The sequence below is a fragment of the Labedella phragmitis genome (assembly GCF_004078635.1).
GTDB classification, from domain to species: domain Bacteria; phylum Actinomycetota; class Actinomycetes; order Actinomycetales; family Microbacteriaceae; genus Labedella; species Labedella phragmitis.
In genome coordinates this window covers 149,992-171,255 of record NZ_RZNB01000001.1, presented here as the reverse complement: position 1 = coordinate 171,255, position 21,264 = coordinate 149,992, and the positions used below count along the sequence as shown (strand labels likewise).

Genomic DNA, 21,264 nt, shown 5'->3' with positions numbered 1-21,264 from the left:
AACGACCGCTCGAGGAGAGGAACTGACATGACGACGACTGACACGGCCCCGATCATCACGGCCGCACTGAATTCCATGAACGACGGCGACTACGAGGGCCTGTGCTCGCTGTTCACCCCCGACGGGACGGTGACGCACGAGGATCGACCCCATCACGGGCGGAGCGAGATCGCCGCCTGGTTCTCGCGGATCCCCCCGGTGCTGATCCACCCGATCACGGCCTTCCGTCGCGGCACGGAGCACGTCGTCGATGCGGAGGTCGACGGCGTCTCACCCGACGGCCCTCAGTCGCACCGCTTCACGTTCGTCCTCGCGGAACACGAGATCCGATCGATGTCGGTCAATGTCCTCCGCTGAGGTGCTCCCGTCGGGTCGATGCCATGAACCTGTCAGCGCTTCGCGGAGCATCGCTCGCGTCAGACGGTGAGGCCCGCGAGAGCACGGTGCACCGAGGCGACCGCGCTCGAACCCTCGCCGACAGCCGCAGCGACACGCTTCATGGAGCCGCGGCGGACGTCCCCCGCGGCGAAGACGCGGGGGAGCGACGTCTCGAAGGGGAGCGGCTCCCGGCCGAGACGCGCCCACGTGGATCCGAGCGAGGCCGCGGGGATGTCGGTGCCGGTGCGGAGGAAGCCGGCGGTGTCGCGCTCGAGGCTTCCGAGCCACGTCGTCGCGGGCTCCGCCCCGATGAAGCAGAACAGCCCGCGGGCGTCGACCTCGCCGAGCCGGTCGATGCACACACGCTCGAGCGACGAGCCGCCGTCGAGCGCGGTCACGCTCGCCTCCGTCACGACCTCGATCCGGGAGTCCTCGACGAGGCGGTCGGCGAGGTAGGTCGACATCCGGGCTCGGAGGTCGCCGCCGCGCACCACGAGCCGCACGGGGCAGCCGCCGGCGGCGAGGAACAGCGCGGCCTGACCGGCAGAGTTCGCTCCACCCACGACGACGACGGGCGACTCCATCACGTGCCGGAGCTCGAGCTGGGTCGCGGCGTAGTAGATCCCGGCGCCCTCGAAGTCGGACCAGCGGTCGAGCGGGAGGCGGCGGTACGAGGCTCCGGAGGTGACGATCGCCGACCGGGCATGGATGATGCGCCCGTCGGTGAGGGTGATCTCGAGAGTGTCGTTCACGGTTTGGAGGTCGACAGCCTCGCACGGCGCATAGACGCGCACACCGAACTTGAGCGCTTGCAGTGACGCCTGTCCGATCAGTTCACTGCCGCTCACCCCGAACGGGAAGCCGAGGAAGTTCTCGATGCGTGAGGTCGCGGCGGCCTGACCTCCCGGCGCGACAGCATCGAGGAGCACCGTCTCGAGGCCCTCGGACGCCCCGTAGATCGCGGCGGCCAGACCGGCGGGGCCGCCGCCGATCACGACGAGATCGACGACCTCGTCGGCGTCACCGTTGTAGCTGAGCCCGAGCCGGTCGGCGACGAGGCCAGGGGTGGCGTTCGTGAGCGCCTCGCCCTGGATGTAGGCGATCGGCAAGGTCTGCGGGTCGATCTCGTGCAGGGCGAGGTGCGCCGGGGTGGACGAGGTGGCGGTGTGCACGAGATCGAGCCGCTCCGCGTACCGCCGGAGCGCGTGGAACTCACGCGACGACTCCTCGCCGACGAACTTGAGCGTGAGCGCGGCCGGTCCCTTCCGCAGCGACTCGCGGCGGTGCCAGAGCGTCCGCAGCACGAGGTCGCAGAGCTCGTCGTCCTCGCTCATGAGGCGACGGAGCGACGCGCGCGAGACGCGGAAGATGCGTCCGTCCCGGGTGACGCGCGACGAGAGGAACGCGCCCTGCCCGTTGAGCAGGCTCAGTTCGCCGACGAAGGTACGCGGGCCGAGCGTCCCGAGAATGGTCTCGCCGATCCACCACAACGAGTCGCGTACGACCTCGACCTCGGCCGTGTCGACGAGGACGAGGTCGTACTCGCGGTCGCCCGAGCGGGCGAGGTAGTCCCCGGCTGTGACGTCCTCGGCGACGCCGAAGGTGATCAGTCGCTCCCATTGCGCGTCGGTGAGTGCCGGCAACTGGTCGGGACCCAGATAGGTGGTCTGCATGAGGACAAACTACCGAGCCGCAGTGGCCGATAGCGACGACGAAAAGCCGGCGGTCACTCGCCGCGGGGGTGCACCGGGTGCCCGCTGAGGATCGAGATCCGGTTGAACGCGTTGATGGTGACGGCGATCCACTCGGCAGCGGCGAAAGTCTCGTCCCCGAGTACGGTGCGGGCACCGAACAGATCGGCCTTTGACTCCTCGGAGAGCGGGAGCACGGTCGCCGCTTCCGCGATGGCGAGTACCGCCTGCTCGCGGTCGTCGAACAGGTCCGTCTCGCGCCAGGCCGGCAGGATGTCGAGCTTCTGCTGGCTGAGACCGGCGGCCCGCGCCTTGCGGGAGTGCAGATCCAGGCAGTAGACGCACCCGTTCATCTGCGATGCGCGGAGTTTGATCAGCTCCATCTCCTGGGGCGAGAGCCCCTGACGCAGCGCCTCTTCTCCGACAGCGATCGCGAACGTTCCAGCGGCCTTCCAGGCACCGGGCATGACCTTGTCCATGTACGGACGCATCGCGACTCCTCTCGCAGGCGGTGCTCACCAGCACGCGCTGAGTCAACGATCTCACCATTGAGGCGATCCATGCGCCAGGGGTCGCAGTGTCACGTGCACGGCGCTCATTGCCCCCTTCTCGGCCGCCCCCTAGAGTGCGGAACAGGGTCGCACGGGCGACCGGCTGGGAGCAACGATGACGACCTCCATCCCTTCACGCGCCGCCGGCGCCGGAGCCGGGTTCACCGACGCGTTGCTGCGGTTCCTCGCGTCCTTGCTGCCATGGGCGCACCAGGCCGACGCCGCCGAGCGGTGGACCGCCGCTGCTCGTTCCGCCTCGCCCCGCGACACACGCGCTCTCGTACGTGCAGCCATGCAGGCCGTCGTGACCGCCGACCGCCGCTCGCCCGCCGACCCGCGACTGGCGCACGTCGTGGCGCTCGGCCGCCTCCGTCTCGGGGCGGCGTTCTCCGCGACCTCGGTGCTCTCGGTCCTGTCCTTCGGCATGGGCTGGGTGTTCGGTGACCCGACCGTCTTCAACGCCATCGGCGGCCTGTTCGGTATCGCCGCGGCCGTTGCCGCCGTCGCCCTCTTCGCGCTCGTCGTCCCGGTGCTCGGGTCACGAGCGCGGCACCTCCGCACGGCCGCGTCGGTCTCGCTCGGGGCGATGGTCGCCGCAGCCGCTGTGAGCGCACTCGCGCCCGCCGAGGCGAGCCTGCTCCTCGCGCTCGTCGCATTCACCTCGATGGGCTGCGCGCTCGCCGCACTCTCCTGGTCCGCACACCTGGGCTCGGCAGGTCGCGGTCCCCGGAACTCCTTCCGCATCGCACCCCTCGCTGTCCCCCTCGTGCTGCTCACCGTCGCGTGCGGTGTCGTGGCGTTCGTGGTGCGGCCGCTCCTCGCCGCTCCCGGGATGTCGCTCGCCGAGATCGACGCAGCGCTCGCGGCATCCGGGGAAGGCGGGGCCGTCGTGCTGGTGAACGTCATCGGGATCGCGGTGATGGTGGTCGGTGTGAGCGCCACCGTCGTCCTCCTCGCACTCGGCTCGCGCGACGGCTGGCTCCGCCCGTCGTCCGCGCGAGCCCTCGCTGCAGCGGCCGGAGTCGCTCTGATCCTCTTCGAGTTCCTCTTCTCCTTCGGCACCGTGATGAACATCCTCGACCTGCCGATCATGACGGGAACCGACGAGGCCCCCACCCTGGTGCTCGGCGTCGTCGGCTTCGCCCTGGCCGCGATCGCTCTCCTCGAGGGCGCGCGGCATCCGTACCCGAGCCCGCGGACGCTCACCATCTAGTCGAGTACCGGCTACCGAGCTCGTCGAAGAGAGGGCCGGCGGGTGCGTAGTCGTCGTAGATCGTGCGCGCTGCCTTGTGGGGAGCCACGACGAACCAGTCCTGCGTGCCGGTCGTGTTCGTGTAGGGCCGCGAATCGAATCCCACCATCGATGGTCCCCACATCACGCCGAGTGTCCCGGTGTCCTCTTTCCACGAGGGCAGGCACGGCGTGGGCCTCCGCGCGGCGCCGCTCATCGAGAACGGAGTCGAGGAACGCGGCGACGTCTCCGTCATGCGGCTCGGTGAGGTTCGCCATGACGTCACGGTAGCGGTTCGCTCGTGCTGCGCGCAGGGGAACCTTCCCCGCCTGAGACACCTCAGTCGACGGGATCGCGAAGGATCGTCCGGAGGGTGTCCTGCGGGGTCGTGCGCGTGAAGGCGTCGAGGTGGATCTCGTGATGCGGGCCGGCCCTGTGCAGGCTCCGACCCTGTGCATAATCGCCGAGGCGTGCCAGGGTTGCGAACTCCTCCGAGAACGGTCCGTGATGCATGACCTGGACCACATCCTGTCCGGGGATCGTGAATGACGTCACCTCGTCCGAGGCGGTGTCCGCGACACTCTCGGCTCGGGTCCGCGCGTCGGTGATCTCCGCATCGGTGGTTCCGTTCGGGATCTGGGCGAGCACCCGGTAGAGCAGCGATGGGATCGGGTTCACGCTGTAGAAGTCGGCGATCTCCACTCGTGCGGAGTTCTCCGGATACCAGAACTGGATCTCTACAACCGGTGTCTCGTCGCTCTTGTTGAGAATGCGCGCGATGTCGGAGACGAGGATCTTCTTGCGGTAGAACTCATCGCTTCCCGGGGCGCCGTCACCGAGGACGGCGACGTAATCCACGGAGGGTGTGTGCACGTATTCGGGCTCGTCGGATGCGTGGAGGTGCTCGGTGAGCGTGGTGGTGGTCATCATTACTCCGTCAATCGGTGGTGGTCAGGGTGGCCTCGAGGTTCTAGGCGGCGGGGTCGGTGCGGTCGATCGTGGAATCGAGCCCCGCGCTGATGCTCGCCATCGTCTTGGCGTACGCCTCGTCGAGGTCGATGTCGAGCTTGTCCGCGAGGACGAATGCCCACCAGATCGACTCGGCGAGCTTGTGCTCGAGCTCGGCGCGCGGGTCGCCGTCGATGCCCCAGGTTCCGTCGTGGGCCAGGAGAAGACGACCGATGTAGCCGACGTCATTGGAGAAGCCGATCATGAGCTCGTGGAGCGACCAGGTCTTCCCGTTGAAGCGCTCCTCCAACACCTCGTACTGGGAGCGAACGGCGAGGGCTTGTTCTCGAGCAGTGGACAGAGACGGGGTGAATTCAGGCATGGGTCGGCTCCTTCGGGTCGGTGGGGCGGTGATCAGTGGGACTGAGGGCGCTGTGCTCTCCGGGGAAGTTGACCATCGCGCGGCGCGCCATGGCCAAGAGGACTTCTCGGGGCGCTCCATCGGCTGCCCGGATGGCGAAGCCGCTCGTGACGGTGATCAGAAACGCTGCGAGCTCATCTGGGTCCTCATCCGCTGGCAAATCGCCCCGCTCGACGGAACGGCGGAATCGATCAGCGAAGAGAGATTGAATACGTGTCCGGTTCTCCGTGAGCAGGGCAAGCTGCGTGGATCCCTCCGTCGCGACCGCGGCCTGCACTGAGAGGCAACCCGCCGGGGATCCGGGCATCGTCACCGCCAGCGCGTTGCCGGTGAGAAAGGCCTCAGCCACGCCGCGAGCGGTGGGTTGCGCGAGGGCATCGGTGACGTAGCCCATGTTGCGTTCCACATAGCGACGGAGCGCCGCCTGGAAGAGCTGCGCCTTGTCCCCGTATGTGGCGTACAGACTCGGCGGCTTGATGCCCATCGCCGCAGTCAGTTCGGACACACTCGCGCCGTCGTAACCACGTCGCCAGAAAACGTCGACCGCAGCGTCCAGCGCCTGATCGGTATCGAACCCGCGGGGCCGTCCGGTTACCGCCATGTCATGTCCTCACTACTTTCTTAGTGATCACTACATAAGTCAGTGTGACACAGAAACGGGCTCGAAGATAGAGCGACGGCAGGTTGTCGGAGGGCCGGAACTTCTCCCACGGCGCGTCCATGATGGAGCGGGAGCCGCATCGAGGAGACGTTCATTCACGCCTGAATGCCGTGGAGCTCAAACCATTGATCGTCGTGTCTCCCTGAAGGAAGCCGGTGGCGAAACCGCGGATGACGTTCATGGGGTACTCCAGGGTGGGCTCCGTCAGAGCTGACAGCCGTGCGACGTTCTCGGCGGACAGGACGACCTCGATCGAGGCCATGTTGGCCCGGAGTTGTTCGACTGTCCGAGCGCCGATCAAGGTCGATGTCACCTCCGCCTGCTGCCGGACCCACGCGAGCGAGACCGCAGCGACAGTGGCGGTGTGCTCGTCGGCGATCTCCGCGAGCGCGTCCAGGAGCACGAACGTGGCCTCAGTGAGATTCGGGGAGGCGTAACCCGACCGGCTGGATCCCTCAACTGCGCGCACGGCGCGGGAGTACTTGCCGGAGAGCACTCCGGATGCCAGCGGGCTCCAGGGGGTGACGCCGAGGCCGAGTGCTCGGGCCGCCCCGAACTGCTCTCCTTCGGGCGTACGGGCGAGCAGCGAGTATTCGACTTGAAGTGCCGCGATGCGTTCCCAGCCGCGTGCTCCCGAGAGCCCGACGGCCTGGCCTACCCACCAGGCCGGCACGTTCGAGACGCCGATCGCCCTGATCTTTCCCGCCCGTACCAGGTCGTCGAGGGTGGAAAGGGTCTCCTCGATCGGGGTATGCCGATCCCACTGGTGCATCCAGTAGAGGTCGACGTAATCGGTCTTGAGGCGGCGTAGTGATTCGTCGAGCTGCGTGTAGATCGCCTTTCGTCCTGCGCCGCCGGCGTTGGGGTCCGCCGGATGCAGGGTGCCGCCGAATTTCGTCGCGAGGACGACACGGTCGCGGACCCCTCGTCGCTGCTCGAAGTAGTCGCCGAGTGTCTGCTCGGACTTCCCTCCGTTGTACTGATTGGCGGTGTCGATGAAGTTGCCGCCCGCATCCAGGTAGTGATCGAGGATGTCGAAGGACGTCTCCGGGGCAGAGCCCCAGGTGCCGTCATCGAAGTTCATCGCGCCGAGTGCCAGGGGGCTGACGCGCAGTCCCGTCGAGCCGAGCGTGCGGTAGGAGTGGGTGGTCATGGTGCCTCCGAAGTCGATGTCCGATTGGATGATTCGAGTCTTGGGCCCCGCTCCGGTCGCAAGAAGGGCGAGCCACACGGGGTGCGGCGCACCCACCCACCCCGCAGCCGGCGAGGACGAGGGTGGGTGTCGCACACCCTGGGAAGCGCACCCTTCCCGGTCAGGGTCTCCCCGATCACAGTGGACGCATGACCACCAACACGAATGACCTCGTCATCACCACCGACACCGTGACCTCCTGGGTCGACCGCTACCTGACCGCATGGAAGACCAACGACCCGCACGACATCGCCGGACTCTTCACGGAGGACGGCGAGTACCACGAGAGCCCGTACGAGACGGATTGGATCGGACGGGACGAGATCGTCTCCGGCTGGCGCAGCCGGTGGGACTGGCAGCAGGGCGGCTGGAGCTTCGACTGGGAGATCGTCTCGATCGACGGCCCCACCGCTGTCATCACAGGAGTGGGCCGATACACGAAGCTCGGTGACTTCGACAACCAGTGGACCGTGACGTTCCGAACGCCGGAGCTCTGCGAGAGCTTCATGATGGTCAACACCGCGCGCGACGGGAACGAGTGACGCCATGCGCCGGAGGGTCCGCGTCGTCCGAACGGACGACCCGACGTGGGCGCTGCGAGGTCGACTAACGTGAAGGCCATGCCGGTCCAGCCCAGTCCTCTCGGAGATTTCCTCCGGGCGCAGCGCGCCCGCGTCGCTCCCCAGGATGTGGGACTACCTGACGTCGCCGGCCGTCGTGTCACGGGGCTGCGCCGGGAGGAGGTCGCCGTCCTGGCCGGAGTGAGCGTCGACTATTACACCCGGCTCGAACAGGGCCGCGAGCGCACACCGTCGGCTCAGGTCGTCGATGCGCTCTGCGGAGCGCTCCGACTCAGTCCTGACGCTCGTCAGCATGCCTATCGGCTCGCCATGCTTGCCCCCACATTCCAGCCGCCGCCGGACACCGTCAGTGCGGAACTGCTTCAGTTGATGGATGCGTTTCCTGGAGCTGCGGCTTATGTGGTCGACCCGGCTTTTCGGGTGATCGCCGCCAACGCCACCGCGAGGGCGCTGCTCGGTCCCACACAACTCGAGGTCGGCGGGCTCGAGTTCATTTTCCTCGAGCCCGCCGCCCGTGATTACTTCGTCGAGTGGGACGTCGTCGCGCGAGCGTCCGTCAGTGCGATCCGGCTCGCTGCCGGATTCCCGGTTCCGTACCCGGCCGTTCCGCCCCTCGTGGAACGCCTCCTGCGGGAGAGCAGTGACTTCGCCACCCTCTGGGCGGATCACACCGTGTCAGGACTAAACATCACCTACAAAGTCATCAACCACCCCGACATCGGTCGAGTGGAACTGACCTACCAGACGCTCGACGTTCGCGATGCGCCGGGCCAGCAGCTCACCGTTGCGACCGCTCCTGTCGGGTCGTCGAGTGCCGACGCCCTTGCGTTGCTGGGAGCGATCGACGCCACGCGACGAGCGCGGCGTTAGGCGCGACGGGAGAGCTTTCGTGCCGGTGTCGGCGACGCTCGCGCCCGCCGGGGCGGCCCCCCGTCAGCGGGAGCTCGCCTCATTCTGCATAGCTCGTGATCGTGGGGTGAAGCAGTAGACGGTCGCCTTCGCTTACGGGCCCCCTGGCGTCAGGCACTGAAGCCGCCGTCGATGTTCAGGGAAGCACCGGTCATGAAGGCGGCCTCCGGTGTGGTCAGGTACGACACGAGCGCAGCGACCTCGACGGGTGAGCCGAACCGCTCCACGGCGATGCGAGAACGAAGCGTCTCTCCGGCGGGGCCGTCCGAGGGGTTCGCATCGGTATGGACGGGCCCGGGCTGCACGTTGTTGACGGTGAGTCCGCGCGGTACGAGCTCGCGTGCGAGAGCCTTCGTGAAGCTCGCAACCGCTCCCTTGGTCATCGAGTAGACCGAACCCCCGACGAAACCCGTGTAGTCGGCGTTCACGCTGCCGATATTGATGATCCGTCCGCCCTCGCGGAGATGGGGGATGGCGGCCCTGGTCGCCAGGACCAGTGCGCGGACATTGATGGCGATCATGGAGTCGATCTCCGCCACTGGCAGTTCGGTGAGTTCACTCCAGGTGCCGCCCCCGGCACTGTTCACCAGCACGTCGAGCCCTCCGGCGCGATTGACGACGGACTCGACGACCGCGGCGAAGGCCTCCTCGTCCGTCCCGTCGGCCTGATAGGCGATCGCGGTCCCGCCGGCATCCCGCACGGTGTCGACGAGCGCGTCGGCTGCCGTGTGCGATGACACATAGGTGAAGGCCACGGTGTACCCGTCTGCGGCGAGGCGTTGCACGATGGCGGCTCCGATTCCTCGTGATCCGCCGGTGACGAGAGCGATGCGTTCGGTTGGAGACGGCATGATTTCTGTCCTCATTCACGTAGTAGGGAATATCTGGAGGGCTTCTCCGGATACCTTAGATAGAAACGGAGGTGCTCTCCGTTCATTCCCTTTGAGGAGATTCGGTGTCTCTCGTCTCGAACAAGCCCCGTACTGCGGCCTTCGCCCTGTCGGCGGTGTTGGCATTGCAGCTCATGCTGCAGCTCGACGCTCAGGTCATGACCGTCGCCCTGCCCGCCGTACAAGCAGAACTCGGCTTCACGGCCGCGTCCCTGTCGTGGGTACCGAATGCTTATGCTCTCGCCTTCGGGGGGTTGATCCTGCTCGGTGGCCGACTCGGCGACGCGTTCGGCCGCGTACGGGTATTCGCGGTGGGCACCGGGGTGTTCATGCTCGGGTCGCTGCTCGGAGGTCTCGCGATCGACCCGATCATGCTCGTCGCCGCTCGTGTCCTCCAAGGGATCGGTGCGGCCGTGGCCGCACCGAGCGTGTTGGCCCTGATCGCAACGATGGCGCGAGACGAAGCGGCTCGCGCGAAGGGGCTCGCGTTGTTCACTGCGACCTCCGCGATCGGGTCGTCGGCTGGTCTCATTCTCGGCGGTTTGTTGACCGATCTGGCTTCCTGGCGATGGGGGCTCCTCATCAACGTGCCGGTCGGCATCGTCGTCATCGCGACCGTGGCCTGGCTCGTGAACGAGAGCGATCGGCGCCGAACCCACGCCTTCGACGTTCCGGGAGCGGTCTTCGCCAGCTTGGCATCCGCCGGGATCGTATGGGCCTTCATCTACGCGGGAGAATGGGGCTGGGGTTCAGTCAGCACCGTTCTCTTCTTCGGATTGGCCATAGTCCTCATCGCCGTGCTCGTCGTGATCGAACGACGTTCGGCCAACCCTCTCGTCGCCGTTCACCTTCTGACACACACGCCGCGCGTCGGCGCTCTCATCAACATGGGACTGATCGTCGGCACCCATGCCGCCATGCTGTTCTTCATCGTGCAGTTCCTGCAGCGCGTTCTCGACTTCGGCCCGCTGCTTGCCGGACTCGCTTTCCTGCCCCTCACCGCAACGGTGTTCATCGTCACTCGATGGGTGCCGGGCATCGTCGCTCGTTTCGGCGCTCGCATCCCACTCGTCATCGGGGGAATGCTTGTCGCTACGAGTTTCCTGCTCTGGGCGCCGCTGAACGAGAATGCATCCTATGTCGCCGTCGTCGTTCCGCTTGTCGTCCATGCACTCGGAGTGGCGCTCATCTTTACGGCCGGTACTCTTACGGCGATGAACGCGGTCCCCGAGGACGACACCGGCTCGGCATCGGGATTGCTGCAGATGGCGCAGCAGGTCGGAGGATCGGTCGGGATCGCGGTCGCGGTCAGCGTCTATGCGACCGGTGCGGTAGAAGGGCAGTTCATCCCCGGCTTCGCCGGTGCCATGTTCACCGGCGCGGGACTCGCGGCCGTGGCGACCGTGGTCGCGATCTTCACGATCAGGAGGCCGGTCGCCAAGGCGGCCGAGCAGCCCGTGCATAGCCCCCGCGTCACAGCCCGCTGATCATATCCTTGATACACAACACCACGCGGCTTGCGAGGGGAAGGGCGGACCACATCTCTACCGACATGAACCCACCCCGGCGTATGCGCGCAGACGCGCTGAAGAACCGGGCGCGCATTCTCGAGGCCGCCCGGGTCGAGGTCGAGCTGGGCGGCACGGAGTGCTCGCTCGACAACGTCGCCAAGCGGGCGGGAGTGGGTCCCGGTACCCTGTATCGGCACTTTCCCACGCGCGAGGACCTCATCAGCGAGCTGCTCCTCACCTGGGTCAGCGACGTCGAAGCCGACGCCGACGCCACGGCGACCGATCGCTGGGACGACGTCCTCGACTGGTTGATGCGCTTGGTCGAGCGCGCACGGCTCTACCGTGGACTCGCGTCCACCATGGCGGCCACCGAGAGTGATGAGGACTCGCCCTTGCGTGCGGCCCATGCCGCCGTCGTCGAAGCGAATGGGCGGGTGTTCGACCGCGCCTTCCACGCGGGAGTGGTGGTGGCCCCCGTCGACTCCGGCGAAGTCATCCGGCTCGTCACGGGGGTCGCCATGAGCGCCGAGCAGGCAAAGCTCGATCCGGCTCAGGTGCGGTCGATGCTCTCGATCGTCCTCCACGGCCTCACCCCTCCGCACGCTCACTCCTGAAATCCCGCCCAACGAGGCACCCGAACAACTCGCCAGAAACTCAGGCAAAAAACTTTTGGCTAGCGGGAATTACCTGCCCCCTTCGAGCGCTCTCTCTAATAACCGGAGAGACTCTCCGGTAAAGACCGGAGAGGGTCATCATGACCGACACCACCACCAACCCCACCATCGTCATCGTGCACGGAGCATGGACCGATGCAAGCTCCTTCGCGGGAGTTCAGCAGTTGCTCACCACGGGCGGCTACGACGTCCTCGAGTTCGCGAACCCGCTGCGATCACTCGGCGGCGACGCCGACTACCTCGCCGCGTTCCTGCAGAGCCGCACCAGCGGCCCGGTCATCCTCGTGGGCCACTCCTACGGTGGAGCGGTCATCGGAGCAGCCGCCGCGGCCGTTCCCAGCGTGACCGGTCTCGTCTACGTCAACGCTTTCGTTCCGACTGAGGGAGAAAGCCTCCTCGACCTGCTGAACAGCGCCGGCCCCGTCGACCCGACCCAGCTGTTCGACATGGCGCCCTACCCCGGCGCTCCGGAGGGAGATGTCGACCTCTACATCCAGCGCGGCCCGTTCGAACCCGCATTCGCAACGGGACTCTCCGAGGAACTGCAGGCGGAGTTCTACGCCAAGCAGCGCCCGATCACGTTCAGCGCTGTCGGCGCGCCGGCTGCTGCGAACCAGGGCTGGGAGAAGCTTCCCTCCTGGTACGTGGCGGGCACGATCGACGGCAGCATCCCGCTGGCTCTCCAGCTCCGGATGGCCGAGCGTGCCGGATCGGCCGTCACGCAGCTGGAAACAGGTCACCTCTCGATGGTGACCCACCCCCGCGAGGTCGCCGACGTCATCCTCGCCGCCGCGACGGTCGCAGAACGCGCATGAGCTTCCTCGACGACTTCCACCCCACCCAGCTCAAACTCACCGTCGAATCGCCGACTTTCTGGCGAGTGACCTTCGATAACCCACCGATCAATGTGATCGGGCTCGAGATGATGCGCGAGCTCAAAGAGCTCCTCACCGAGCTCGAGCACAATGACACGGTCAACGTGGTGGTCTTCGACAGCGCCGACCCCGACTTCTACATCGCCCATTACGACGTCGAAGTCGACAACGACGCCGCCGAGGCACTGCCGACCACCACCGGGTACACCGCCTGGGTCGACATCACGGTGCGCATGAGCAAATTGAATGCCGTCACCATCGCGGCCATCCGGGGCAACACCCGGGGTGCCGGCAGCGAACTCGTCCTCGCAATGGACATGCGCTTCGCGAGCCTGGAGAAGGCGAAGCTCGCTCAAGTGGAGATCGCACTGAAGGCCGTCACCGGAGGTGGCGCCAGCGGTCGGCTGCCGTCGCTCGTCGGACGGGGCCGCACGATGGAGATCCTGCTCGGCGGCGAGGACTTCGACGGAGCGCTCGCGGAGCGCTACGGATACGTCAATCGCGCCATACCCGACGCTGAGTTCGAGGACTTCGTCAATGCTTTCGCACGGCGCGTCTCCGGGTGGGACCACCAAGCGATCGTGGAGATCAAAGCGTTCATCGACAAGTACACCCGTCTCCCCGACGCCGAGTACCCGCTCCACTCCGACGCGTACTGGGCGGGAGTCTCCCGCCCTGAAGTCGCCGGGATCGTGGGGCGCCTCCTGGACAACGGGATGCAACAGCGCGGACCGCTGGAATACGACCTCGGTCGACAGATCGCCACGATCGCTCAAGAGGAGGCATGACGGTACGCCCCTCGTCAGAAACCCAGATAAGCCGCGGCAAATGACCGTCGCACAATCCCCGCAACATCACTCAAGAAAGAAGATCATGAACAAGCCCGCTCGCACCCTCCGGGGTGCCACACGTCGAATCCTCACCATCGCCGCCGGTATCGCTACTGTCGCAAGCGTCGCCCTCGCGGGTACCGCGAACGCCGACAGCGTCACCGACAGGCACAGGCCGCAGGCCAAGCCGACCGTCGTCATCGTGCACGGCGCCTGGACCGACGCCAGTTCGTTCACCGCCGTCGAGAAGATCCTCACGAAGGACGGCTACCCGGTCCTCGATTTCGCCAACCCGCTCCGTTCCCTCAGCGGTGACTCCGAGTACCTCGCATCGTTCCTCGCCGCCCGCACCACCGGCCCGGTGGTCCTCGTCGGTCACTCCTACGGCGGAGCCGTCATCAGTGAAGCAGCCCTCAGCGACCCGGACGTGAAGAGTCTCGTGTACGTCGACGCCTTCGTGCCCGCCGAGGGTGAGAGCCTGCTCGACCTGCTGAACAGCGCCGGCCCCGTCGACCCGACCCAGTTGTTCGACACGATCCCGTACCCGGGCGCCCCCGAGGGTGACGTCGATCTCTACCTGAAGAAGGACGCATTCGGTCCTGGTTTCGCCAACGGCCTCTCCAAGTCCGAACAGGCATCCTTCTACGCCAAGCAGCGCCCGATCACCTTCAGCGCGGTGAACGAGAAGGCCTCAGCGGCCGAGGCGTGGAAGACGCTCCCGTCCTGGTACGTCGCAGGCACACAGGACGCCAGCATCCCGCTCGCACTCCAGCTGCAGATGGCTGAGCGCGCCGGATCCACCGTCACCGAGGTCACGGCAGGACACCTCGCCATGGTGAAGGAGCCGAAGAAGGTCGCCAAGGTCATCGAGGCCGCGGCGAACGGCACCAAGTAGCACTGTCCAGGGAAGAGCACGGGGGTCGCGCGAAAGCGTGACCCCCGTGCTCTTCCTTGCTCCTTCCTCGGCACGCCTTCGCTGTCGAGCCTCACGAGAGAGAGTCGAACCACCATGCGCGCTGCCCGATACCACTCCTACGGGACCCCCGACGTCCTCGTCATCGAGGATGCACCGGAGCCCCACGCCGGCGAGAACTCGATCCGCGTCGCAGTCCGCGCAACGAGCGTCAACCAGATCGACGTCTTCCTCCGCGCCGGCCACCTCGCGCAGGTCCTGCCGCTGGACCTCCCCGCCGTGCCGGGCATGGACGCGGTCGGCGTCGTAGACGAAGTCGGCCCGGGCGTGACAGACACCGAGGTCGGTGACGTCGTCTTCGGGCTCAATGGTGGGGTCAGCGGGACAACGGCAGAGTTCGCCGTTCTGACCGCGTGGAGCGTCGTGCCGGAACAGTGGACAACGACGCAGGCCGCTGCGGCGGGCCTCGCGGGCGCTACCGCCGCCACAGCCATCGAAGCGCTCGGCGACGTGGAGGGCCTGACGGTGCTCGTCGAGGGTGCATCCGGAGTAGTGGGCAGTGCAGCCGCAGCGTTCGCGCTCACCGCGGGAGCCACCGTCATCGGCACGGGCAGCCGGAGCAGCTTCCCTTACCTCGAGGGGATGGGCGTCCTCCCGACCACCTACGGCCCGGGGCTGGCGGAGCGAGTCGCCGCCCTCGCACCGAGCGGCGTCGACGCCGGACTGCACGCCGCGCCATCCCCCTCCGACTCGCTGCCCGACATCGTGGCCATCGTCGGGAACGCCGACCGAGTCGTCACCGTCCTCAGCGCTCAAGAAGCTGCCCGTTTGGGCGCGCTGAGTGTCATCGCCCGCCACGACTCAGTACTCCTCCGGGACGCGGCCGCACTCGGAGAGGCCGGTCTGTGGACGCCCCGAGTCGGACACGATTTCCCCCTGGCCGACATCATCGACGCGCACAGAACCGCTGAGAGTAGTAGCGGCAAGGTCGTCGTCACACAGCGCTGACCCAGCAGCGTCGACGGCCGAGTCGGCGGGTCCAGAGCATCGAGGCGCTTCACGTGCAGGCACCCCTTCCCGTGGTGTGGGGATCGATCTCGTCGGAGAGCGGACGTGCTGCTCATGCCGACACGGTACGCCGGCGTGGTGCGGAGACCAGAGGTGAGGATTCGATGATCCGCACATCTCCACCCGAAATGGGGAGCGATGACGCGATACCCCCGGCTCTACGGTGAAGCGATCCATTCAGCTTCGCTCGGGCCCGACGCTCGCGCCCGTTTGAAAGCACGGCCATGACCGACCCTCAGTACCCCGTCGCCCCTCCCGCCGCGCCCACACGACAGCGGACCTCACGCGGTCGCACGGCCGCGGTCGTCGTGTCCGCGCTCGTGGGCGGCCTCCTCTTCCATGGCGGGATCGGCGCCGTGGGCGTCGGACTGTTCGCCGCGGGACAGTCGGCCGTCGCGGCCTCCCTCACCGAGGCGCGCGACGAGAAGATCGCCGCGGTCGCCGCGGAGGAGGCCGCCGCCGCCGCGATCGAGGAGCAGGCCGCCGATGAGCGTCTCGCCGCTGCGGCGGCGCTCGCCGACGAGAAGACCTGGCGGGAGTCGATCCTCCTCGCGCTCGAGAAGGCGGTGCACGAGGACGCCCAAGCGCTCGTGGCCGAGGGCTACCTCGAGGGTCCCATCCTCGAGAGCGTCTGCTTCCCCGACGGCGACACGTCGACCGTGGCGATCACCGAGCTGTCGGACGGCGAACTCGAGTGCATGGCCGTCACGCAGACGACAATCGACGAGTACGTCGGCTACACCTACACCGCCACGATCAGCTGGGCCGACGGCACCTACTCGTTCGAGATCCTTTGACGCCGGCCCACCCGTGGCCTCCACGCCGGTCGCTTGCGGCCTCCACTCCGGTCCCTGAGCTTGTCGAAGGGCGCCGCGTTCCAGAGAGCTGGAGGCGCTTCGACAAGCTCAGCGACCGAGATGGTTTAGTGACCGGTACGGGTCAGTGACCCAGGATGCCCGACGGGGCGATCCACACCGTGCTCTCGCCGGGAACGGCGCCGCCGTCGACCGTGCCGAGCACGACGCTCGCGGCGTCCGCCCCGAGGTCGAACGGCTCCGTGCCGAAGTTGGTCACGACGTTCCAGCCGTTGGGGCGCGCGAAGCGGACGACGTCGGCTCGGCCGGTCTCGACCCATTCGAGCTGCTCCTCCGTCTGGAGGACCCGGCGGAGGCGGAGCGCCTCGCGGTAGAGCGACAGCGTCGAGGCGGGGTCGGACGACTCGACGTCGACGGCGTACTCCGCGAACCACTCCGGCTGCGGGAGGTGCGCGGGACCGGACCCGAACCCGAACGACGAACCGGTCGACGTCCACGGGATCGGGACGCGGCAGCCGTCGCGGCCGAAGCCGTCGAACTCGCCGCCCCGGAAGAACGCCGGGTCCTGACGCTGGTCGGCCGGGATCTGCGCGACCTCCTGCAGGCCGAGCTCCTCGCCCTGGTAGAGGTACGCGCTTCCCGGAAGCGCCAGGAGGAGCAGGCTCGCGGCGCGCGCACGACGAAGCCCGCGCTCACGATCGACCCAGTCGGCGGGGCCGCCGGCCCGCACCCACTCGACGCCCTGTTTCTCGGGCTTGCCCTCGAGCGCCGGGAGACCGTAACGCGTGGCATGCCGCGTGACGTCGTGGTTCGACAGCACCCACGTGGTCGACGAACCCGACGCGGCCGACTGCGCGAGGTTGTCCGCGATGATCGTCCGGAACTGCTCGGCGTCGAAGTCGGCGACGAGCAGGTCGAAGTTGAAGGCCTGACCGAGCCCCTCCGCCGACGCGTAGCGCGCACGGCGCTCCGGGCTGCTCACCCATGCCTCGGCGACGCCGGTGCGCGGCGGGTCGTACTCGTTGAAGACGCGGCGCCACTCGGCGTAGATCTCGTGCACGTCGTCACGATCGCTCAGTGGATGGTTGCCGTCGTGCGGCAGACCCTCGAGCTCCGCCCGGCTCGGCAGCGGCTCGGTGAGGTCCTTCGTGAGCATGTGGGCGACATCGATGCGGAACCCGTCGACGCCCCGGTCGGACCAGAACCGCAGGGTCGTCAGGAAGTCCTCCCGCACCTCGGGGTGGTCCCAGTTGAAGTCCGGCTGCTCGGTGGCGAAGCTGTGGAGGTACCACTGGCCGTCCTCGACGCGCTCCCACGCCGAGCCGCCGAACGCCGCACCCCAATCGGTGGGCGGCTGCTCGCCGTTCTCGCCCGCGCCCTCGCGGAAGATGTACCGCTCGCGCGCCGCGGACCCGCGACCGGCCGCGAGCGCCTCCTGGAACCACGGGTGCAGGTTCGAACTGTGGTTGGGGACGATGTCGACGATCACGCGGATGCCGCGTTCGTGGAGGGCTGCGACCATGCGGTCGAAGTCCTCGAGCGTGCCGATCCGCGGGTCGACGTCGCGGTAGTCGGCCACGTCGTAGCCGCCGTCCGCGAGGGCCGACGGGTAGAACGGGCTCAGCCACACGGCGTCGATCCCCAGCTCGGCGAGGTAGTCGGCGCGGGAGACGATGCCGGGGAGGTCGCCGAGACCGTCGCCGTTCGCGTCCGCGAAGCTGCGCGGGTAGATCTGGTAGACGGCGGCCTGCCGCCACCAGATGGCCGGGTCGGTGCGGCGGGACTCGGTGAGGAGTACATCGGTCATGGTGGGGAAGCCCTTCTCTGGCTGCGGGTGTGTGGGTCCGTGGAGTGGGCGGTCTGATGGAGTCGTGCCGACGGCCGCCGCGGAAGCCGCGACGGCCGTCGGATCGTGGTGAGGTGTCAGCCCTTGAGCGCGCCCTGCGTGACACCCTCCATCACCCAGCGCTGCGCGAACAGGTAGGCGATGATCGCCGGCGCCATCGCCATCAGGTACGAGGCGAACGCGACGTTGTAGTTGCTGCTGAACTGCGACTGGAACAGGTTCTGCCGCACGGGAAGCGTCTGCATGTCCGCGTCGGAGATGATCAACGACGGCATCATGAAGTCGTTCCACGCGTAGAGGAAGGCGAAGATGCCGACCGTCGCGCTCATGGGGGCAAGCAGCGGGAAGATCAGGCGCCAGAACGTCTGCCACGTGCTCGCGCCGTCGATCCGCGCGCTCTCCTCGAGCTCCATGGGGATGGAGCGGAGGAACGCGGTGAACAGCAGCACGCTGAAGCTCAACTGGAACATCGTCGCGAGGATGATGACGCCGAGTGGGTTGTCGAGCCCAAACCGTCCGGTGAGCTGGATCTGCGGCAGGGCGACGACGGGGAACGGGATGAACATCGCGCCGAGCAGGTAGAAGAAGGAGTAGCGGAACAACCGGTGATCCCAGTTGCGGATGATCGCGTAGGACGCGAACGACGCGAGGATGATCGTCGCCACCACCGTTCCCGCCGTGACGATGAACGACATCGCGAAGCCCACGGGGAACCGGGTGAGCTGCCACGCTTCGACGAAGCCGTCGATGCTGAACGGGGCCGGGAGCGAGAAGGCGTTGCCGTCGACCGACTGCGGGCCGGTCTTGAACGCCATCGAGATGGTGACGTAGAGCGGCAGGAGGACGGTCACGGCGCAGAGGAACAGGATGATCGTCGTCGACCAGCTGCCGCTCTTCCGACCTTTCGTGGGCGCGCCCGCGCCGCCGGTGGTGATGGAGCGCGTCGAGCCGGTCGTCGCGGTCTCTTCCTTGGCGGTTCTTCCGGGGGTGAGGGGAATCGTGGACATCAGATGTTGCTCCTTCCGCGCGTCACCGAGAGCTGCAGGACGGCGATGATGATCGTGATGATGAAGAACAGCGTCGCCGTCGCCATCTGGTAGGCGTAGTCGCCCGTCTGGAAGCCCCGGATGATCGTCATCGCGATGCTCCGTGTGGAGGTGCCGGGACCTCCGTTCGTGAGCCCGATGATGATGTCGTAGGCGTTCAGGTAGTTCTTGAAGCCCAGGATCACGTTGATGACCACGTAGCCCGCCACGAGCGGGAGCGTGATCCGCAGCAACTGCTGGCGCTTGTTCGCACCGTCGATGGAGGCCGCCTCGTACACGTCTCCGGGGATCGACAGGATCCCCGCGATGTAGATGAGGAGCGTGCCGGGGATCGACTGCCACGCCGTCACGATCACGATGCCCACCCACGCGAGGTCGGGGTTCGCGATGATGCTCGTCTCGAGGAACGGGATGCCGAGCGCCGAACCGGCGGCCGGCAATGAGTTCTGGAAGAGGAACGCGAAGACGTAGGCGATGATGATGCCGGAGACGACCATGGGGATCACGAAGATCGCCCGGAGGCCCATCTTGAAGCGGATCTTCGCCGTGAGCCCCACCGCGAGGAGGAATGCGATCACGTTCACGAGGATCACCGTCACGAGAGCGAACCCGAACGTGAAGAGGAAGCTCGTGAGGATCGCCGGGTCGCTGAACGCCGCGATGTAGTTCGTGAACCCGATGAACTCCCACTCACCGATCCCGATCGAGTCGGTGAAGCTGAAGAAGATGCCGATGATCCCGGGAACCGTGATCGCGAGCGTGAACAGGATGACGGCGGGGAACAGGAAGAGGTAGTAGATCGGCTCGACCTTCTTACGGCTGCGGGGCGTCTTGGCGCCGCCGCCACCGGTGACGATGCTTCTCGTGGCGCTCATCAGTTGCCCTCCTCGCTCGAGATGGCCGGTTGGCGGAACGCGATCCGCGCCCAGTCGGCGTCCATGGTGCGCAGCAGGTTCTCGGCGTTCGTGCCGAGGGCCAAGGCCTGCGCATAGTTCTCCGTGGGGATGGCGCGCGGGTTGAGGATTCCGGGGCCCTGATAGAACGCGCCGGCGTCGTAGTAGGGGATCATGCCCTCGACGCGGGGGTCGTCGGGAGCGGTGCCGTCCTCGGTCGGGACGAAGCCGAGCTGGGATTCGTTGTACGCCTGGATGATGTCGGGCTGGAACAGGTAGTCGAGGAAGTCGAAGGCGCCCTCCTTGTTCGATGCCTCTTCGGGGATCATCGTGACGAGGTCCATGTTGACGCGGACCTTGAGGTCGGCGGGGTCCTCGGTCATCGGCAGCGGGAAGGTGCCGATCTCGAGGTCGGGGTTCGTCAGCTCGATCTGGCTGAGCGCCCACGGGCCCTGCATGTACATCGCGGCCTCGCCGTTCGCGAAGGCGACGTTGCCGACGTCGTAGGCGCGGCTTCCCGCGTTCGGCTGCGTGTACTCGCTCGCGAGCAGCTGCATCTTCTCGATGGGCTCGAGGAAGTCCTTCTGAAAGGAGACTTCGGAGTTCGGCCCGACCTCGGTGCCTTGCTCCGCCATCTTGTCGTAGAAGGACTGCACGTCGATGGCACCACCGACGGAGTAGTCGAACCAGCCCTGGTTGACGGTCCACGCGTCGGCGAAGGTGCCGTAGAAGGGGACGATGTCGTTGGCCTTGAGCGTGTCGCCGACCTCGATGAGCTCGCTCCACGTCGTGGGGACCTCGAGGTCGTTCTCCTCGAAGATCGTCTTGTTGTAGATGACCGAGGCGGCCATGACCGAGTACGGCAGGGCGGTGGTGCGGCCCGGGCACGTGCCGAACTGGTCGAGCAGCGGCTGGAAGTCGTCGCGGATGCGCGACGCGGGTTCCGTCTCGGAGAGGTCCTCGAGCACGCAGCGCTGCACGAAGCGCGAGACCTCGTGGTTGTAGTTGGCGAGCATGATGTCCGGCGGATTGCCGCGGACGAAGCTCGCGGAGATCGGGTCGACACCCGACGTGTCCATGACGACGCGGTAGTCGCTCTGGGACGCGTTGTAGTCGGCGACCGTCTGCTCCATGAACGTGATCGCCTCACGCTTGTTGAACGTGAAGTGCACGGTCTCCGCGCCGCCGCTCGAGCAGCCGGTGAGGGCCGCGCCCACGAGGGCCAGTCCCAACGCTCCTGCGGCGGCCCTCAGTGCCCCCGTCTTCCGTCTAGACATCGTTGTCCTTCCGTCGGCGTCCGTCGTTGGATCGCCAATAAATAGTGTGAGTGAATAAACTCT

At 67.0% G+C, this 21,264-nt stretch carries 23 protein-coding genes; 11 read left to right on the top strand and 12 right to left on the bottom strand.

The window, feature by feature from the left end:
- Positions 1-27 precede the first annotated feature (27 nt).
- Positions 28-357 (top strand): nuclear transport factor 2 family protein, encoded by a 330-nt coding sequence (locus ELQ90_RS00875; protein ID WP_128493387.1) that lies wholly within the window; start codon positions 28-30, stop codon positions 355-357.
- Positions 358-416: 59 nt separating this feature from the next.
- On the opposite strand, the gene ELQ90_RS00870 is transcribed toward ELQ90_RS00875, so the two are convergent.
- Both ELQ90_RS00870 and ELQ90_RS00865 read right to left on the bottom strand, forming a co-directional pair.
- Entirely contained in the window at positions 417-2,051 is a 1,635-nt protein-coding gene (locus tag ELQ90_RS00870) for an FAD-dependent oxidoreductase (RefSeq protein WP_128493386.1), read from the bottom strand.
- A gap of 53 nt (positions 2,052-2,104) precedes the next feature.
- Positions 2,105-2,560, bottom strand: coding sequence for a carboxymuconolactone decarboxylase family protein (locus ELQ90_RS00865; protein WP_128493385.1), 456 nt, complete (start codon positions 2,558-2,560; stop codon positions 2,105-2,107).
- Positions 2,561-2,735: 175 nt separating this feature from the next.
- On the opposite strand from ELQ90_RS00865, the gene ELQ90_RS00860 reads away from it, so the two are divergent.
- Positions 2,736-3,833, top strand: a complete 1,098-nt coding sequence (locus ELQ90_RS00860; RefSeq protein ID WP_128493384.1) for a hypothetical protein — start codon at positions 2,736-2,738, stop codon at positions 3,831-3,833.
- On the opposite strand, the gene ELQ90_RS16485 is transcribed toward ELQ90_RS00860, so the two are convergent.
- From ELQ90_RS16485 to ELQ90_RS00840, 5 genes are all read right to left on the bottom strand, one after another.
- Entirely contained in the window at positions 3,823-3,981 is a 159-nt protein-coding gene (locus ELQ90_RS16485; protein WP_166408752.1) for a hypothetical protein, read from the bottom strand. The genes ELQ90_RS00860 and ELQ90_RS16485 overlap by 11 nt on opposite strands.
- 209 nt (positions 3,982-4,190) lie before the next feature.
- Complete coding sequence (locus ELQ90_RS00855) at positions 4,191-4,778, bottom strand: GyrI-like domain-containing protein (RefSeq protein ID WP_166408750.1); 588 nt, start codon at positions 4,776-4,778, stop codon at positions 4,191-4,193.
- 43 nt (positions 4,779-4,821) lie between these two features.
- Positions 4,822-5,181, bottom strand: coding sequence for a nucleoside triphosphate pyrophosphohydrolase family protein (locus ELQ90_RS00850; RefSeq protein WP_128493382.1), 360 nt, complete (start codon positions 5,179-5,181; stop codon positions 4,822-4,824).
- On the bottom strand, positions 5,174-5,821 hold the full coding sequence (locus tag ELQ90_RS00845) for a TetR/AcrR family transcriptional regulator (RefSeq protein ID WP_128493381.1): 648 nt from the start codon (positions 5,819-5,821) through the stop codon (positions 5,174-5,176). Before ELQ90_RS00845 ends, ELQ90_RS00850 begins: the two co-directional genes overlap by 8 nt.
- 151 nt (positions 5,822-5,972) lie before the next feature.
- Positions 5,973-7,034, bottom strand: a complete 1,062-nt coding sequence (locus ELQ90_RS00840; RefSeq protein WP_128493380.1) for an aldo/keto reductase — start codon at positions 7,032-7,034, stop codon at positions 5,973-5,975.
- A gap of 188 nt (positions 7,035-7,222) precedes the next feature.
- Here ELQ90_RS00840 and ELQ90_RS00835 point away from each other — a divergent pair, with 188 nt between their 5' ends.
- A complete protein-coding gene (locus tag ELQ90_RS00835) occupies positions 7,223-7,615 on the top strand; it encodes a nuclear transport factor 2 family protein (protein WP_128493379.1) in 393 nt (130 codons plus the stop codon).
- 78 nt (positions 7,616-7,693) lie between these two features.
- Entirely contained in the window at positions 7,694-8,524 is an 831-nt protein-coding gene (locus tag ELQ90_RS00830; protein WP_128493378.1) for a helix-turn-helix transcriptional regulator, read from the top strand.
- A gap of 149 nt (positions 8,525-8,673) precedes the next feature.
- On the opposite strand, the gene ELQ90_RS00825 is transcribed toward ELQ90_RS00830, so the two are convergent.
- A complete protein-coding gene (locus ELQ90_RS00825; RefSeq protein ID WP_243695945.1) occupies positions 8,674-9,414 on the bottom strand; it encodes an SDR family oxidoreductase in 741 nt (246 codons plus the stop codon).
- 104 nt (positions 9,415-9,518) lie between these two features.
- Here ELQ90_RS00825 and ELQ90_RS00820 point away from each other — a divergent pair, with 104 nt between their 5' ends.
- The 7 genes from ELQ90_RS00820 to ELQ90_RS00790 all read left to right on the top strand — a co-directional run bounded on the left by ELQ90_RS00820 (position 9,519) and on the right by ELQ90_RS00790 (position 16,121).
- The gene (locus ELQ90_RS00820; RefSeq protein ID WP_208020534.1) at positions 9,519-10,940 is read left to right on the top strand and encodes an MFS transporter; all 1,422 of its coding nucleotides are present in this window, start codon (positions 9,519-9,521) and stop codon (positions 10,938-10,940) included.
- Positions 10,941-11,023: 83 nt separating this feature from the next.
- Positions 11,024-11,578: a TetR/AcrR family transcriptional regulator gene (locus tag ELQ90_RS00815; protein WP_166408748.1), complete on the top strand. Its 555-nt coding sequence runs from the start codon at positions 11,024-11,026 to the stop codon at positions 11,576-11,578.
- A gap of 140 nt (positions 11,579-11,718) precedes the next feature.
- Positions 11,719-12,453 (top strand): alpha/beta fold hydrolase, encoded by a 735-nt coding sequence (locus ELQ90_RS00810; protein WP_128493375.1) that lies wholly within the window; start codon positions 11,719-11,721, stop codon positions 12,451-12,453.
- Positions 12,450-13,301: an enoyl-CoA hydratase/isomerase family protein gene (locus tag ELQ90_RS00805; RefSeq protein ID WP_128493374.1), complete on the top strand. Its 852-nt coding sequence runs from the start codon at positions 12,450-12,452 to the stop codon at positions 13,299-13,301. The genes ELQ90_RS00810 and ELQ90_RS00805 overlap by 4 nt, the downstream gene beginning before the upstream one ends.
- An 85-nt stretch (positions 13,302-13,386) precedes the next feature.
- Complete coding sequence (locus ELQ90_RS00800; RefSeq protein ID WP_128493373.1) at positions 13,387-14,238, top strand: alpha/beta fold hydrolase; 852 nt, start codon at positions 13,387-13,389, stop codon at positions 14,236-14,238.
- 114 nt (positions 14,239-14,352) lie between these two features.
- A complete protein-coding gene (locus ELQ90_RS00795) occupies positions 14,353-15,264 on the top strand; it encodes an alcohol dehydrogenase catalytic domain-containing protein (protein WP_128493372.1) in 912 nt (303 codons plus the stop codon).
- A 284-nt stretch (positions 15,265-15,548) separates the two neighbouring features.
- Positions 15,549-16,121 carry a hypothetical protein gene (locus tag ELQ90_RS00790; RefSeq protein ID WP_128493371.1) on the top strand — a complete coding sequence of 191 codons (573 nt, stop codon included), beginning with the start codon at positions 15,549-15,551 and terminating at the stop codon, positions 16,119-16,121.
- Positions 16,122-16,263: 142 nt separating this feature from the next.
- On the opposite strand, the gene ELQ90_RS00785 is transcribed toward ELQ90_RS00790, so the two are convergent.
- The 4 genes from ELQ90_RS00785 to ELQ90_RS00770 form a co-directional block, all read right to left on the bottom strand.
- Positions 16,264-17,946: a glycoside hydrolase family 13 protein gene (locus ELQ90_RS00785; RefSeq protein WP_128493370.1), complete on the bottom strand. Its 1,683-nt coding sequence runs from the start codon at positions 17,944-17,946 to the stop codon at positions 16,264-16,266.
- Positions 17,947-18,062: 116 nt separating this feature from the next.
- Positions 18,063-18,992: a carbohydrate ABC transporter permease gene (locus ELQ90_RS00780; protein ID WP_128493369.1), complete on the bottom strand. Its 930-nt coding sequence runs from the start codon at positions 18,990-18,992 to the stop codon at positions 18,063-18,065.
- Positions 18,992-19,906 carry a carbohydrate ABC transporter permease gene (locus ELQ90_RS00775; protein WP_128493368.1) on the bottom strand — a complete coding sequence of 305 codons (915 nt, stop codon included), beginning with the start codon at positions 19,904-19,906 and terminating at the stop codon, positions 18,992-18,994. The genes ELQ90_RS00780 and ELQ90_RS00775 overlap by 1 nt, the downstream gene beginning before the upstream one ends.
- Positions 19,906-21,201 (bottom strand): ABC transporter substrate-binding protein, encoded by a 1,296-nt coding sequence (locus ELQ90_RS00770; protein WP_128493367.1) that lies wholly within the window; start codon positions 21,199-21,201, stop codon positions 19,906-19,908. The genes ELQ90_RS00775 and ELQ90_RS00770 overlap by 1 nt, the downstream gene beginning before the upstream one ends.
- Positions 21,202-21,264: the final 63 nt, after the last annotated feature.